Genomic DNA, 13,803 nt, shown 5'->3' with positions numbered 1-13,803 from the left:
CGCCGCGAACGGGCGCGGGGTGGGGGCCCGTCCCGCCTCGTCTCGCCCCGCTTCACCTCACCCCGCCTCACCTCACTCGCGCATGTCCGGCGGCAGGAGGTTCGGGATGCCGTCCTCGATGGGGTACGCCTCGCCGCAGTCGGTGCAGGTGAGCGTCCCCTCGATGATCTCGCCGTCCTCCCCCTCCTCGCGCTCAGTCACCTCGAGTTCGAGGTCGTGTTTGTCGAGCGGGCAGCAGACGATGTCCAACAGGGACTCCTTCATTACGCGGGCGGTGGCGCGGGCCGGCCAAAAGCCTACGGGTTCCCCGTCCCGCCGCCCGCGGGTTTCGGGACCGCCCGCGCCGACGCGCGGGTGCGTCCGGGGCGCCCCGGATCGGCCCGGATCGGCCGACCGTTTCGCGAGACGATGCTACGCCCAGGGGTTCGTCCGCACGACCGTCTGCTCGCGGTCGGGGCCGACCCCGATCGCGTGGACGGGCGCGTCGACCTGCTCCTCGAGGTACTCCAGGTAGTCGCGGGCCGCCGCCGGGAGCGCGTCGTAGCCGTCGTCGGCGACCGCGCCCCAGTCGACCTCGGGCCACGGCTCGAACTCCCGGAGGACCGGCTCGCACTCGGCCCAGCGCTCGGTCGTCGCCGGCAGCGAGAGCCGTTCCTCGCCGTCGAGCTCGTAGGCGTGGCCGACCCGCAGTTCCTCCAGGCCGGCGAGCACGTCGAGGTGGTTGACGGCGAGCCCGGTGTAGCCGTTCACGCGGGCGGCGTGGCGCAGCATCGGCACGTCGAGCCAGCCGATGCGGCGCGGCCGGCCGGTGACCGTGCCGAACTCGCCGCCCTTCTCGCGGATGTCGCTCGCGAGCGCCTCCTCGCGCTCGTCGCCGTCGAGCTCGGTCGGCATCGGGCCCTCGCCGACCCGCGAGAGGTACGCCTTCACGACGCCGACGACCTCGCCGCGCCCGGTGACGGTCGGGCCGACGCCGGTGCCGGTGGCGGCGCCGCCGGCGGTCGGGTTCGAGGAGGTGACGTACGGGTAGCTCCCGTGGTCGACGTCGATGAGCGTCCCCTGCGCCCCCTCGAACATGACGTTGTCCCCGGCGGCGCGGCGCTCGTGGAGGAACGCCGAACAGTTGACCGTCATGCCCTCCTCGCGGAGGCGACGGCCGAACTCGGCGTACTCCTCGTGGAGCGCGTCGACGTCGCACTCCTCGCCGGCCTCCAGTCCGTACACGTCCTCGATGAGCGCGCGCTTCTGCGGGACGGCGTACTCCAACCGGTCGCGCAGCACGTCGGGGTCGAGCAGGTCGCCGACGCGGACGCCCCGGCGCCCCGCCTTGTCCTCGTAGGTGGGGCCGATGCCGCGGCCGGTCGTGCCGACCTCGACGCCCGAGTCGGAGTCGGCCTTCGCCTCCTCCTCGATGCCGTCGAGGCGCCGGTGGTACGGCATGATGACGTGCGCGCGCCGGGCGACGCGCACGTCGGGGTCGAGCCCGCGCTCGCGCAGCGTCCCCAGCTCCTCGAACAGCGTCCGCGGGTTCACGACGCAGCCGTTCCCGAGCACGCCGACCTTGCCGCGGACGGCGCCGGAGGGCACCAGCGAGAGGGCGTACTCCTCGCCGCCCTCGACGACGGTGTGGCCGGCGTTGTCGCCGCCCTGATACCGCACGACGACGTCGGCGTCCCCGCCCCAGAGGTCGACGAGGGCACCCTTGCCCTCGTCCCCGAGCTGGGAGCCGACGATGGTGACAGTCATACCGACCGCTGATTCCGCGCCGCCCGGTAAACAGATTACGGTCCGTCCGCACCGACGATCCGTATCCCTGTATAAGCGGGCTCCCCACCGAGGAACAGTATCCGCGTCCACGCATCATCGTCGCCGTCCGCGGGCGTAACCGTTAACCTCCCCCACACCGGAGGGTCGGATCGAGATCGCCCGACAACGTGACGGTCGGGGTACCCCTTCCCGACCGGGAGGAGAACTTTTAAACGGTGGACACACGAGTTAACACGTGCCATGATAGACAGACTGGAGAAGGAGGTCGATATGCTCGAGCGGCACCTCCAAGTCCTCCGAATGGTCATCGAGAACGAGCCGATCGGGATCGTGAAGATGTCCAACGAGACCGGGTACCCCCACCACAAGGTCCGCTACTCGCTGCGCGTCCTCGAGGAGGAGAACCTCATCGAGCCGTCCAGCCAGGGCGCCATCACCACCGACCGGACCGCGGAGTTCGTCGACGAGCTCGACGAGAAGCTCGACGAGATCGTCGACAAGATCGGCGGCATGCGGATCGAGGACGCCCCGGAGCTGGAGAGCTGACGCGGCGACCACCCGTCTTCGGACGTCGGATCGACCGAGCTGCGGGAGCAGCGACTGCGTAGCTCGTCTCCTCGTTCCTCTCGGATCGCTCCCTCGGCGAGCGCCGGCGACCGAACGGTCTCGGGCGGCCGCGGCCACCCCCGGCGAGGGCCTGGACCCTCACAGCTCGGGGACGTTCACGTGGAACTCGCCCTCGCGCGACTCGACGAGACAGAGGTGGAACCCCTGCTTGCGCGAGAGCTTCACGAAGCTCTTGCGCTTGCCGCGCGAGAGCAGGCCTCCGCCGGTGGCGTCGGCCGCCGCCTCCAGCGCCCCCGGCTCGAAGAAGGAGGCGGTGACGTAGAAGCCCGCCGCGAGGTGCTCGTCGGCGTCGGCGACCGCGCTCGCGTCGCCGACGAGGCCGTCGAGCATCGACTCGGTGGTCGCCTCGCGCCCCTCCGTCACGTCGGCGACGACGAGGGGGTTGCCCATCCGGTCGCGCAACACGACGTCGAAGGAGCGCTCGTCGGCGCCGCCCTCCGCGTCGTCGAGCTCGACCGTCCCGTTCAGCTCCGCGCGGTCGATCTCGGGTATCGCGTCGAACAGGTCGCGAAGCGCCGACTCGTTGCGCGTGCTCTGGATCTCGTACAGCAGCTGCGTGACCGCCCACTCGACGAACCCGTACTCGATCGTGTCTCGCAGGAACTCCCGGAACGGCCGCCCGTCGACGGCGGCGTCCGCCGCGTCGAAGTCCGTGTGCACCTCCAGCCGGAGGTTGTCGTTCACCTCCGAGCGGGAGGCGCCGCCCGCGTGGGCCTTCTCCAGCGTCGCGCCGCCCTTCGACTCGTAGCGGACGAACAGGTTCGTCCCCGCCAGCGCGCGGTCCGCGGGGACCGTCCGCGCGTGCGCGTCGTCCCCGTCGCCGGAGCCGGCGTCGCCCGCCCTCGCGGCCTCCAGCCGCTCGCGCAGGTCCGACAGCTCCGACTCCAGTTCGTCGACGCGGGCGGTGAGCCGCTCGTTCTCCTCGCGCAGTCGGCTCACCTCGCTCTCGCGCTCCTCGAGCTGCTCGCTCGCCTCGCGCGCGACCTCGCGCGCCCGGTCGCGCTCGGCGCGGACCGTCTCGAGCTCCTCGCGGACGGCAGCCGCGTCCGGGGCGGTCGCCTCGCGCGGGCCGGCGGCGGCCGTGCCGTCGGCTCCCGACCCGCGTTCGGCGTCGTCGCCGCCGGCCGCCGGGGTTCCCGTCGAGGCGGGCTCCGTCGAGGCGGACCCGGTCGACCCGGACGCCCCGCTGCCGTCCGTCGCGCCGTCGGAGCCGGCGCGCTCCGGGTCCGCCTCGCGTCGCCGGCGGCGGCGTCGCTGCCGGGCCGTGGCGCCGTTCTCCGTCGCCGGCTCCGGTGCGGCCGTCTCCGAGGGGTCCAGCGACGGGATCGACTTCGTCTCGCGCCACTGCTCCTCCGCGGAGAAGGGGTCGCCGTTCGCGTCGGTCTCGCCCTCCGGGGCGGTCCCGTCGTCGGGACCCCCGGACGCGGTCGCCGGGGCGTCCGTGTCGGTTCCCGGCGGCGTCCGCTCGGCGGGGGCCGCGCCGGCGCCGGGACCGTCGGCGGGATCGGCCCCGCCGCCGGCCGCGGACGGATCGGCGTCGGCCGACGGGGTCCCGGCCCCGTTCGGCCGCCCGGTCGCCGCGCCGGCCCGGTCGGCGTCGTCGCCCTCCTCCCCGACGTCGCCGTCGCCGGTCGGTTCCGCGGACGAGGGGTCGGTCGCCCCGCCGTTGGCGGTCGCGGCCGTTTCCGCGGTCCCCGCGCGGTCGGGCCCGTCGTGTGCGCTCGGGGGCGGGTCCGCGTCCGCGTCGGACCCGCCGAGCGCGTCCGTCGGCGTCGGCCGGTCGTCGTCCGGGTCGGCCGACGGGCTCGGCTCCCCCGACGTGTCGCCGGCGCCGCCGGCGTCGGCCCCGTCGGCTCCGTTCGCGCCGCCGAAGGTGATGCCGTCGGGGCCGTCGGAGCCCGGAGCGGCCGCGGAGTCGGCGGGGCCGTCGTCGGCCCCCGGCTCGGGGTCGGGGTCGGGCAGTTCGACCACGTCGACGTCGACGTCGACCACCTCGTAGATGCCGACCTCGTCGTCGGCGGCCTCGAACGCCTCGTCGCCGGTGAGCACCTGCTTCTGTTCGCCGGTCCCCACGAACGCGCACGCGAGGCGCCGGCCGCCGTAGTAGACCGCGTAGTAGTCCCCGGAGAGGACGTTCTCCGACAGCTCGATGTAGCCGGTGAACTTCCCCGAGGAGAGCTTCGCGTCCGCGGCCGACAGGGCCGTGTCGTTCGTGTAGTAGCGCGCCTTCGTCTCGCCGCCCGTCTCCCGCATCGCGTACAGCAGCGGGAGCGACGGGTCGGGCGCCGCGTAGGCGGTGCCGTCGGCGTCCGCGAACGAGTCCAGCGAGCCGTCGAACACGCCGACGATCCGGCCGTTCAACATGAACAGCCAGGCGCGCCCGCCGGTGACCGCCCCCGTGAACTCCCGCGACTGGAGCTCCCGGAGCCCGTCGATCCCCCCCGAGAGCGGCTCGGACTCCCACTCGGTCACCGTTTCGACTGTGTCGCCGTCCATCGCCGGTACATCGCCCCGTCCGACGCAAATACCTTCCGCCTGGTCGGACGGCCGTCGGACGCCGACGACCGTCGGCGGCGACAGCTGTGGCGGCCGGGGTCAGCCGACGACGGCGTACAGGAACAGGAACCCGAAGTACAGGAGGACGAGCAGCCCCAGCGAGACGATCCGGAACCGCCTGATGTCGGCGCGCTCGTCCGCGACCGCCGCCTCGTAGGCGTCGCGCTCGTCGGGGTCCAGGTCGCCGTGGGCCCGCCCGAGGTGGAGGTCGCGATGGCGCTCGCGGGCGAACGGCCGGCCGCACCGCGGGCACTCGACCGCCGTCGCGTCCGGCGGCACCGCGTAGGCGTCGGCCGAAAGGTGGGCGCCCGGCGCGGTCGCCGCGTCCACGCGTGGCCGGCCGTCGGCGTCGTCCGTGTCGCCGTCGGCGGCGGCCGCCGCCGCGTCGCTACCGCGGTCGGCGTCGGCCGCGTCCGCCGGGTCGGCGTCGTGGTCGCCTCGGCTCATAGGAACGGGGGAACACCTCCGGGGCGGGAGACGACCCACAGGCTCGCCATCGTGTACGCCACCATCGCGACAGTGACGCCGTACTGGCTCCGGATCGCCTGCAGGCGGTCGGGGAACAGGCCGTAGGCGGTCGAGTGGGCCACCCACACCGCGAGCAGGTGGCCGCCGAGCACGGCCGCGACGCCGACGCCGCCGACCCAGTCGGGCACGAGCAGCACCGGCACCTCCGCGGGCGGCGACAGCGGCGACGCGAGGACGACCGCGAGCGACGGCGCCAGCGCCAGCGCCGTCCCGAGGTTGTGTGCGAGGTGGTAGCCCGCCGCGATGGCGAGCAGGGAGGGGGCGAACCGGCGGGCGAGTTCGCCCGGCGCGAGGTACGTGTCGGCGGTGCGCCGGGCGGCGCTCGCGGACGCGAGGTACAACGCGAGGAACAGCCCGTAGCCGGCGACCATCGCCAGCAGGTAGACGAGCAGCGGCGGGACGCCGATATCGACGAACGGCCGGGCCAGGTCCGCCCACAGGGCGGTGCCGACGAAGCCGTCGTAGGTGGTGACGAACACGACGGCGACGACGAACCCCACGTCGTCGCGGCCCTCGACCCGCCCGGCGTCGGTCAGGCCCATCCCGGGGAGCCGCAGGCGGAGGCCGTCGTCGGTCCGCGTCACCGGGGCGACCCGGCCGTAGGCGGCCAGCAATCGGGAGACGGGGTCGGCGTTCCCGAACCAGTCGTCTACGCCGAACACGGCGCTCCCGGCGACCGAGAGGCCGAGGTACGCGAGCACGACGCCGGCGAGCAGCCGCGGGTCGTCCGCGAGCGGCGTGACCACCTCCAGGTACACCAGCGTGAGCAGCCCGGCCACGGCGGGCCAGGACCCGAGCCGGTCGGGGTACTCCCGGTCGAGCGACGGGACCGCGCGGGCGACCGTCCGGAACGGGTCGACGGCGGGCCACCCGTTCCCGACGAGGTACGCCGAGAGGACGAACAGCCCCCACCACCCGATCCAGACGACCAGGACGGCGGCGTTGCGGCCGGGGGCGGGCGGGCCGAACAGGCCGGCGGCGACCGTCACGGCGAGCGCGAGGAGGCCCGCGGCGCGCGCGAGGAGGCGGGCCGCGCGGCCCGCGTCCGGGAGCGTCCGTCCCCACGTGTCGATCCGGCGGATGTACGCGCGGTCGGTGACCGCGGACGCGAGCAGGAAGGAGGCGCCGACGACGGCGCCGCCGGTCGCGAGGAACAGCCACGTCGGGACGGTCACGGACGCGGCGGCGCCGCGGATGCCGCCGGCGTGGGCGGCGACGCGGCCGGCGGCCGCGAGCGCCGCGAGGGGGGCGAGGACGGCGGTGACCGCGCGCCGCGCGAGCCGGGTCGGGCGGGGGAGCCGACGCATCACTCGCGGTTGGGCGAGGGCGGCCGAGTAGCTTGCGGAACGCGGCGGCGATCAGTCGGTCGTGTCCCCGTTCCGGTCCCTCCCGGTCGCGTCGCCGGTCCCGTCGTCCTCGCCGCTCGTGTCCATCCCCTCCTCGACGACCGCCCGGAGGACGGTCCGGTGACACCGCTTCTTGTCCGTGTTCTCGAAGCAGACGAGCGCCACGTCGTCGACGGCGGCGTCCGCGCGGAGCGACGCGACGGCCTCCCGCGCCTCGGGGTCCGAGTCGAGGTGGTCGCGGTAGCGCTCGTCGAAGTCGACGCGGTCCCAGGCGGCGTTGTGGGCGCCCTCCTCGCAGAGCCCGTCCAGCTTGAACGACTCGACGGCGTCGGCGTGGTCGTCGAGGAGATCCCCCGGCGGGGCCAGCGCCGGCCGGTTCTCGTCGACCGCGGCGTGGAACCACCGGGTCGGCCGCCTGACGACACCGACGAGGCGGGTGCCGGCGGGGAGGTCGGCCCGGTCCCGCTGGAGCGCGGCCGCGTACGTATCGAACAGCGCCATGGCAGGAGACTGACGCCGAACGGTGAAATGCGCTCCGCCGGGGGTGCGGGACGGCTCGGGGTGGACCAGATCGGGGGTGAGCAAGACAGGGCGATGCAGGGCGGGAGCGGGCGAGACGGGACGGGAGGAACGGGACGGCAGTAGCGACGGCGGGAGAATCCGGAGGCCGCGTGGGCGGTCAGACGCGCTTCGACCGGGCCTCGCGGACGTCCGCGCCGTCGCGGATCACGTCCTCACAGGAGGGGCAGACGCGAACGCCGTCCATTCCCTCGGGGGCGAACACTCGAACGTACCGCTCGGTGACGAACGAATCGCAGTTCCGACACTCCGGCATGCACTCGTCGATGGGGACGTACCGTACTATGTGTATCGGCCGCGGCGGACCCGACGACGTCCGGTCCGCAGGAGGGCGGCGCGTCGCCGGCGGCCCCGCCGTCGACGCAGGTGGGAGGATTTTTGTCTCCGCGTCGGCTACCGGCGCGCATGGCTACAGAAACGGAAGACGCCCACGACGACGGGCACCACCTGCCCGCGGTCGAGGACTGGCCGCGCGGGTTCGGGGAGGCCTCCTGGTGGCCGTTCGTCACGGCGCTCGGGGCGGCCGGCATCTACGTCGGCGCGGCGCTGTACCTCATGGCGGTCGGCGACCGGAACCTCGTGGGGCCGATGGTCGGTCCCGGCGTCATCGTCGGCAGCATCGGGCTGTTCCTCGTCGGGATCTACGGGTGGATGTACCACGCCTTCGTCGTCCACTTCTGGGAGCGCGGCGCCGACGAACACAGCGCCAGCAAGCTCCGCTGGGGGATGCTCGCGTTCCTCGGCTCCGAGATCGCGACGTTCAGCGCCGGCTTCACGTACTTCTTTTTCATCCGCTCGCAGGACGCCTGGGCGGAGGTCGCCGCCGACCTGCCGCACCTGCTCGGCTCGCTGGTCGTCATCAACACCGCCATCCTGATCGCTTCCTCGGTGACGCTGCACTTCGCCCACGGCGCGATCCGGAACGACGACCGCGGGAGGTTCCTCGGCTGGCTCGGTGTGACGCTCCTGCTGGGTATCGTTTTCATCGGCGGCCAGGTGTACGAGTACTACGAGTTCATCATCCACGAGGAGTTCACCCTCACCAGCGGCCTGTTCGGCTCGGCGTTCTACGGGCTCACCGGCCTCCACGGGCTCCACGTGTCGATGGGCGCGGTGCTGCTCGGGATCGTGTTCGTCCGCGGCCTGCTCGGGCAGTACTCCGCCGAGCGTCACGTCTCCGTGACGACCGCCTCGATGTACTGGCACTTCGTCGACGCCGTCTGGATCTTCCTCGTCGTCGCGCTGTACGTCGGCGCCGAGGTCGGCGCGTAGGGCGGCCGTCCCCGGAGCGACACGCTCCTACTCCTCCTCCCCCTCGTGCTCGCGGTCGCCGTCGGGCTCCGAGAGCCGGATCTCCTCGACCACCCGCCGCTCGCCGTCGACGTACTTGTAGCGGACGCCCTCCTCCTCGCCCTCGGTCCGCCGGTGTGAGCCGTCGCAGAACGGGAAATCCCCGCTCAGCCCGCAGCGGCACACCGCCACGTCGCCGTACTCCTCGTCGAGGTCGTCCTCGTCCAGCCGGACCGGCCCGGTCGCGTCGAGCGTGACTTCGCGCACGCGGGAGGGTTGGCGCTCGCCCGGTATCAGTTCCGTCCCTCGAACCACGTCTCGGGCGGCGCGAGCGCCCCCGACAGCACGCCCGCCAGCAGGAGGAAGTACGCGAGCAGGCCGCCCGCGAGAGCCGCGACGGCGACCCGGCCGGCTCCGGCCCCGCCGACCGCGACGGCGACGGGACCGCCGGCGGCGACGAGGAGCGTGCCGCCCCACCGGACGCGCCGGTCGGCCCAGGCCCGCCGCGCCGCGTCGGGGCGGGCCGCCATCGCGAGTTCGATCGCGACGGCGCCGCAGGCGCCGGCGGCCGCGGCGAGGGGCGCCGGCGGGGTCAGGAGCGACGCGGGCGCGACGCCGAGGGCCCCGGCGCCCGCGAGGAGGGCGACCGTGGCGGCGAGCGCGAGCAGGCCGTCGCGGCGGCGGGGGTTCACGGGCGGAGGGACGGAGGCGACCGGCCTCGGTCTTTCGGGCGCGGGCCGCGAGCCGCGAGCGTCGCGCCCGTGCACCCGCCACGGGAGGCGGCGCTTCCGTGCCGGTTAACACGGTTCCCGCGCAGGGAGGGGTATGGGAAAGTGGCGACGGCGGACGGCGGCGTACCTGGGTGCGCTCGTCGTCGTCATCCTGCTGTACACGGTGGCGTACCACGAGGCGATGGCCGCGTTCGAGGGGCGCGAGCAGTCGTTCGCGCACTCGCTGCAGGTCGTCGTCGAGACGTTCACCACCACCGGGTTCGGGTCGGACGCGCCGTGGAGCACGACGGAGATGAACCTCCTCGTCGTCGCGATGGATCTCACGGGCGTGCTGCTCATCTTCATGGCGCTGCCGGCGTTCGTCTTCCCGCTGTTCGAGGAGACGCTGTCGACGACGGCGCCGACGACGGCCGACGACCTCGCCGACCACGTCGTGATCTGCGGGCACACGCCGCGGGGGCGCGTCCTCCGCGAGGAACTCCGGGCGCGCGACGTGCCGTACCTGTTCGTCGTGGACGACGGGGACAGGGCCGCCGAAATCTACGACGACGGCGAGGAACACGTGATCCACGGCGACCCGGAGGAGGTCGGGACCCTCCGGGACGCGAACGTCTGGGAGGCCCGCGCGCTCGTCGCCGACGCCGACGACGAGACGAACGCGAGCGTCGTCCTCTCGGCGCGCGAGTGCGCCGACGACGGCGACCTGCGGGTCGTCAGCCTCGTCGAGGACGAGGACGTCGCCGACTACCACCGCTACGCCGGCGCCGACAGGGTCGTCTCCCCGCGGCGGCTGCTCGGCGAGAGCCTCGGGGCGAAAGCGACCGCGAGCGTCGCCGACGAGGTGGGCGACGGGGTCGAGATCGGCGAGGACTTCCAGATCGCGGAGCTGCTGGTCCACCGCGGCAGCCCGCTCGTCGGCGAGACGGTCGCCGGGTCGGGCATCGGCGAGCGCACCGGCGCGAACGTGCTCGGCGCGTGGGACGACGGCGAGTTCGAGTCGCCGCCGCGGCCCGACCGGGTCATCGACGAGCACACGGTCCTGCTCGTCGTCGGCGACGAGCCCGCGCTGGAGGCGCTGAAGGAGCTCACCCTCTCGGAGACGCGACGGCGGCGCCGCGGGTCGGTCGTCGTCGCGGGGTACGGGATGGTCGGCCACAGCGCCGCCGCGGAGGTCCGGCCGACCGACGAGGTGACCGTCGTCGACCTGGAGGACGCCGCCGGCGTCGACGTGGTCGGCGACGCGACCGAGCGGGAGACGCTGGAGACGGCGGGGATCCACGACGCCCGGGCGGCCGTGATCGCGCTCGACTCCGACACCACGACCATCTTCGCGACGCTCGCGGTGAAACAGGTCGCCCCGGAGGTGGAGGTGATCGCCCGGGCGAACGACGCCGACTCCGTTCCGAAGCTCTACCGCGCCGGCGCCGAGTACGTGCTCTCGCTGTCGACGGTCTCCGGCCGCCTGCTCGCCTCCCAGCTGCTCGACGAGGAGGTGCTCCGCCCCGAGACGCAGGTCGATCTCGTGCGCACGCGGGCGCCCCGCCTGGAGGGGCGGACGCTCGCGGGGGCGGACGTGCGCGCCGAGACCGGCTGTACGGTCGTCGCCGTCGAGCGCGACGACCGTCTGCTCACCGACGTGGGCCCGGACACGCGCGTGGTCGAGGGCGACTCCCTCGTCGTCGCCGGCACCGACGAGGCCGTGAACCGGTTCAACGAGCTGTTCGTCTGAGGAGCGTCACCGAACCCTGGACGCTCACGGCTCGTCGACGAACACCACGGCCTGTCCGGTCGCGAGCTCGACCGCCTCGTCGACGGCCGGCGGCCCCTCCCGGCGGTCGCGGACGCCGGGGGGCACCAGCGCCGCCTCGAACCCGGCGGGGTCGACGTCCCGGTCCCCGAACAGGGCCGCCGGCGTCACGGTCGTCGCCGCGCCCTCCATGTTGCCGACGAACAGCACCCGCTCGCGCCCGTCCGGCGACTCCCTGAGCCCGTAATAGACGACCGCGCCGTCGGCCGGGTGGCGGTAGCCGAACCGGTCGGTCGCCCCGTCGTCGCCGTCCTCGCCCTCGGCCGCGGGGTCGCCGGCGGGCGCGTCGCGGGCGGTCACCGGCGCCTCCACCTCCGGCGCGTCGGGCAGCCGCATCGACTCCCGGAGCCACGGACGCGCCCGCCTGAACTCGCGGATGCGCCGGGCGAAGCCGGTTCGGCCCACCGCCTGCTCGTCGCGCCAGTGGCCGAGGTTGGCGAAGTCGGCCACGTCGCGCATCCACGCGTCCGCGAAGCGGTCGAGGTCGTCGGCGGTCGGGTCGATCGCCAGGTCGAGCGCCGACAGCATCGCGGCCATCGTCTCGCGGTCGTAGCCGGTCGGCTCGACCGTCGTCGCCAGCGCCTTCACGAACTCGTCCAGTTCCTCGCGCGTCCCGAACCCCATCGCCTTCAGGCGGGGGAAGAAGCGGTCGTCCTCGTAGTGTTCGGGCCGGACCTGCCAGTCGAGGAGGTTGTGCTCGTCGGCGACCACCTTCACGTTCCACTCGGCGTCGGTGTCGCGGACGAACCCCCACGGTCCGCGGGCGTTGGCGTTGAGGAAGTCCATCGGGACGCCCGGCAGCAGGCAGTGCAGCAGGGCGTCGGTCGCGGGGTTGTCGTAGGCCCGGTCGATGATCTCCGGGGGCGAGTCCCCGAGGTAGCGGTTGATCGGGTCGCCCTCCCACGACTCCGGCACGTCCACCTGCGTGCCCCGCCGGACGGTGTCGTGGTTGGCGACGCCGGTGATCCAGTTGCGCCCCATGTCTGCCACCTCGCGGACGCGCCACCACGTGCGCGCCCAGTAGGTGAGCATCGCGGGCTTGTTGTGCGCGAACGTGATCGGCGACCACTGGAAGGCGTGGGGGTGCCGCTCGATGAGCGTCCGGTAGGTGGACGCAAGCTGCCAGTCGTGGCGGGGCCACGGCCGGCCGTCCTCGTAGATCAACCAGGGGCGGTACTCGGTGCCGCACACCTCCTGGGTGACGGCGTCCATCTCCGCGAGGAACGCGTCGTCGTGTTCCATCTCGCCGGTCTCGGGGTTCCAGTTGCGGAAGTCCTGTGCGCCGTCGACGCGGATGCCGTCGGCGCCCCAGTCCATCTTGCGCCGCTGGAGGTCGAGCACGTGCGCGCGGACCATCGGGTCGAGGTAGTCGAGGTGCTGGCCGTACATCCCCGGGCCGTGGAAGAAGCGGTCCGGGAGGAGGTCGAGCGCGCCGTCGTCGGCGTGCCCGAGCGCCACGTCGAACACCACCTTCACGGGCTCGGGGAAGGTGTGACAGGCGGCGATGAAGTCGACCAGCTCGTCGGGCCGCCCCGTCTCCAGGATCGAGGGGTTCGGCGCCGAGAACGCCCGCACGACGACGTCGTACCCCCAGTTCACCTTCTCCGGGCGCGCGACCGTCGCGGTCGCGGCGTCGCCGTCGCGGGCGACGTCGCGCCAGTACCCCGGGTGATCCTCGCGCTCGGTCAGCGGCTCCACGGGCATGAGCTGGATCGCGTCGTAGCCCGCCAGCGTCTCCCCGAAGGCGGTCAGCTCCTCGCCCGCCCGGCGTTTCTCCCCGATCCCGTGGACCAGCCGCGTCAGCCCGGCGAGCGACCCCGACGGGGTCGCGGTTCCCGGGTGGACCTCGACCATGCTCGTTGCGGGGTCGACCCGGGGGAGGCCGTCGTCCGGCGAGGTGGCGACCCGCTCGTCGTCGGTGCCGAGCGCCTCGAAGTACTCGCGGTCGGCGCGCTCGCGGTCCAGCCGGTCGCGGTCGTACAGCTCCGCGGGGGCGAACGCGCCGAAGGGCACCGAGTCGGCGAGGGGGTCATGCACCGTCGCGAGGCCGTCGTCGCCGACCGCGCCCGGGAGGTCCGCGGGGTCGGGTCCGTCCCCGGAGTCCCCCGACCCGTCGTCGCCCGCGTCGCCGCTCGGCCCGCCCGCCTCGCCGGTCCCGGCCGCCCGGGGGTCGTACACGAGCTGGTACAGCGACCCCAGCCGGTCGCGGGTGCCGGCGGCCATCCCGTCGACGGCCGCCCACGTCACCTCCCCCTCGCGGCGTGTCTCGACGAGCGAGCGCTCGAAGGCGACCTCCCGGGGGTCGGTGGCCGCCGGATCCGTCCCCGCCGGCGGGGTGAGCACCTCCAGGTACACCGCCTCCGCGGGGACGCCGTGTTCGACCAGCCCGGGCGTCCAGATACCCACGGTCGCGTGGTCGTCGCGGACGTGCGCGCCCATGTGCGGCAGGAGCGCCTTCGCCGCCTCGAAGCCGTCGTCGTGGTCCGCCCGGACCGCCGCGTGTTCCTCGCACAGCGCCGCCGTCTCGTCCGGGAGCAGCGCACACTCCCCGGTCGAATCGAGACCCATTACC

At 73.9% G+C, this 13,803-nt stretch carries 13 protein-coding genes; 3 read left to right on the top strand and 10 right to left on the bottom strand.

Annotation, left to right across the window (positions count from 1 at the left end; all coding sequences use genetic code 11):
* Positions 1 to 72: 72 nt before the first annotated feature.
* A complete protein-coding gene (locus ACQUQ1_RS02900; protein WP_435062751.1) occupies positions 73 to 264 on the bottom strand; it encodes a methytransferase partner Trm112 in 192 nt (63 codons plus the stop codon).
* Positions 265 to 411: 147 nt separating this feature from the next.
* Entirely contained in the window at positions 412 to 1,746 is a 1,335-nt protein-coding gene (locus ACQUQ1_RS02895) for an adenylosuccinate synthase (protein ID WP_435062750.1), read from the bottom strand.
* Positions 1,747 to 2,007: 261 nt separating this feature from the next.
* Here ACQUQ1_RS02895 and ACQUQ1_RS02890 point away from each other — a divergent pair, with 261 nt between their 5' ends.
* Entirely contained in the window at positions 2,008 to 2,313 is a 306-nt protein-coding gene (locus ACQUQ1_RS02890) for a hypothetical protein (protein WP_435062749.1), read from the top strand.
* Between the two features lie 159 nt (positions 2,314 to 2,472).
* Here ACQUQ1_RS02890 and ACQUQ1_RS02885 read toward each other — a convergent pair whose 3' ends face one another.
* From ACQUQ1_RS02885 to ACQUQ1_RS02865, 5 genes are all read right to left on the bottom strand, one after another.
* A complete protein-coding gene (locus ACQUQ1_RS02885; RefSeq protein WP_435062748.1) occupies positions 2,473 to 4,890 on the bottom strand; it encodes a DUF7527 domain-containing protein in 2,418 nt (805 codons plus the stop codon).
* A gap of 99 nt (positions 4,891 to 4,989) precedes the next feature.
* Complete coding sequence (locus ACQUQ1_RS02880) at positions 4,990 to 5,397, bottom strand: DUF7410 domain-containing protein (RefSeq protein ID WP_435062747.1); 408 nt, start codon at positions 5,395 to 5,397, stop codon at positions 4,990 to 4,992.
* Positions 5,394 to 6,785, bottom strand: a complete 1,392-nt coding sequence (locus ACQUQ1_RS02875; RefSeq protein WP_435062746.1) for a hypothetical protein — start codon at positions 6,783 to 6,785, stop codon at positions 5,394 to 5,396. The genes ACQUQ1_RS02880 and ACQUQ1_RS02875 overlap by 4 nt, the downstream gene beginning before the upstream one ends.
* Before the next feature lie 51 nt (positions 6,786 to 6,836).
* Positions 6,837 to 7,325 carry a DUF488 domain-containing protein gene (locus tag ACQUQ1_RS02870; protein ID WP_435062745.1) on the bottom strand — a complete coding sequence of 163 codons (489 nt, stop codon included), beginning with the start codon at positions 7,323 to 7,325 and terminating at the stop codon, positions 6,837 to 6,839.
* A 178-nt stretch (positions 7,326 to 7,503) separates the two neighbouring features.
* Positions 7,504 to 7,659 (bottom strand): DUF7563 family protein, encoded by a 156-nt coding sequence (locus tag ACQUQ1_RS02865; protein ID WP_435062744.1) that lies wholly within the window; start codon positions 7,657 to 7,659, stop codon positions 7,504 to 7,506.
* 149 nt (positions 7,660 to 7,808) lie between these two features.
* On the opposite strand from ACQUQ1_RS02865, the gene ACQUQ1_RS02860 reads away from it, so the two are divergent.
* On the top strand, positions 7,809 to 8,675 hold the full coding sequence (locus ACQUQ1_RS02860) for a cytochrome c oxidase subunit 3 (protein ID WP_435062743.1): 867 nt from the start codon (positions 7,809 to 7,811) through the stop codon (positions 8,673 to 8,675).
* A gap of 27 nt (positions 8,676 to 8,702) precedes the next feature.
* On the opposite strand, the gene ACQUQ1_RS02855 is transcribed toward ACQUQ1_RS02860, so the two are convergent.
* Positions 8,703 to 8,960 carry a CDGSH iron-sulfur domain-containing protein gene (locus tag ACQUQ1_RS02855; RefSeq protein ID WP_435062742.1) on the bottom strand — a complete coding sequence of 86 codons (258 nt, stop codon included), beginning with the start codon at positions 8,958 to 8,960 and terminating at the stop codon, positions 8,703 to 8,705.
* A 26-nt stretch (positions 8,961 to 8,986) separates the two neighbouring features.
* A complete protein-coding gene (locus ACQUQ1_RS02850; protein ID WP_435062741.1) occupies positions 8,987 to 9,385 on the bottom strand; it encodes a hypothetical protein in 399 nt (132 codons plus the stop codon).
* A gap of 133 nt (positions 9,386 to 9,518) precedes the next feature.
* On the opposite strand from ACQUQ1_RS02850, the gene ACQUQ1_RS02845 reads away from it, so the two are divergent.
* On the top strand, positions 9,519 to 11,153 hold the full coding sequence (locus ACQUQ1_RS02845; protein WP_435062740.1) for a potassium channel family protein: 1,635 nt from the start codon (positions 9,519 to 9,521) through the stop codon (positions 11,151 to 11,153).
* A 24-nt stretch (positions 11,154 to 11,177) separates the two neighbouring features.
* Here ACQUQ1_RS02845 and gghA read toward each other — a convergent pair whose 3' ends face one another.
* Complete coding sequence (gene gghA, locus ACQUQ1_RS02840; protein ID WP_435062739.1) at positions 11,178 to 13,799, bottom strand: glucosylglycerol hydrolase; 2,622 nt, start codon at positions 13,797 to 13,799, stop codon at positions 11,178 to 11,180.
* Between the last annotated feature and the right edge of the window lie 4 nt (positions 13,800 to 13,803).

This window comes from Halobaculum sp. EA56, from assembly GCF_051195075.1.
Taxonomy (GTDB): domain Archaea; phylum Halobacteriota; class Halobacteria; order Halobacteriales; family Haloferacaceae; genus Halobaculum.
The sequence above is the reverse complement of the archived record's forward strand: the minus strand, read 5'-3'. Positions and strand labels throughout refer to the sequence as shown.

What these genes read in the sequence shown, in the direction of transcription:
- ACQUQ1_RS02875 (WP_435062746.1), bottom strand. Translation starts at nt 6,785, where the DNA reads ATGCGTCGGCTCCCCCGCCCGACCCGGCTCGCGCGGCGCGCGGTCACC.
- ACQUQ1_RS02880 (WP_435062747.1), bottom strand. Translation starts at nt 5,397, where the DNA reads ATGAGCCGAGGCGACCACGACGCCGACCCGGCGGACGCGGCCGACGCC.
- ACQUQ1_RS02845 (WP_435062740.1), top strand. Translation starts at nt 9,519, where the DNA reads ATGGGAAAGTGGCGACGGCGGACGGCGGCGTACCTGGGTGCGCTCGTC.
- ACQUQ1_RS02885 (WP_435062748.1), bottom strand. Translation starts at nt 4,890, where the DNA reads ATGGACGGCGACACAGTCGAAACGGTGACCGAGTGGGAGTCCGAGCCG.
- ACQUQ1_RS02890 (WP_435062749.1), top strand. Translation starts at nt 2,008, where the DNA reads ATGATAGACAGACTGGAGAAGGAGGTCGATATGCTCGAGCGGCACCTC.
- gghA (WP_435062739.1), bottom strand. Translation starts at nt 13,799, where the DNA reads ATGGGTCTCGATTCGACCGGGGAGTGTGCGCTGCTCCCGGACGAGACG.
- ACQUQ1_RS02870 (WP_435062745.1), bottom strand. Translation starts at nt 7,325, where the DNA reads ATGGCGCTGTTCGATACGTACGCGGCCGCGCTCCAGCGGGACCGGGCC.
- ACQUQ1_RS02865 (WP_435062744.1), bottom strand. Translation starts at nt 7,659, where the DNA reads ATGCCGGAGTGTCGGAACTGCGATTCGTTCGTCACCGAGCGGTACGTT.
- ACQUQ1_RS02900 (WP_435062751.1), bottom strand. Translation starts at nt 264, where the DNA reads ATGAAGGAGTCCCTGTTGGACATCGTCTGCTGCCCGCTCGACAAACAC.
- ACQUQ1_RS02860 (WP_435062743.1), top strand. Translation starts at nt 7,809, where the DNA reads ATGGCTACAGAAACGGAAGACGCCCACGACGACGGGCACCACCTGCCC.
- ACQUQ1_RS02895 (WP_435062750.1), bottom strand. Translation starts at nt 1,746, where the DNA reads ATGACTGTCACCATCGTCGGCTCCCAGCTCGGGGACGAGGGCAAGGGT.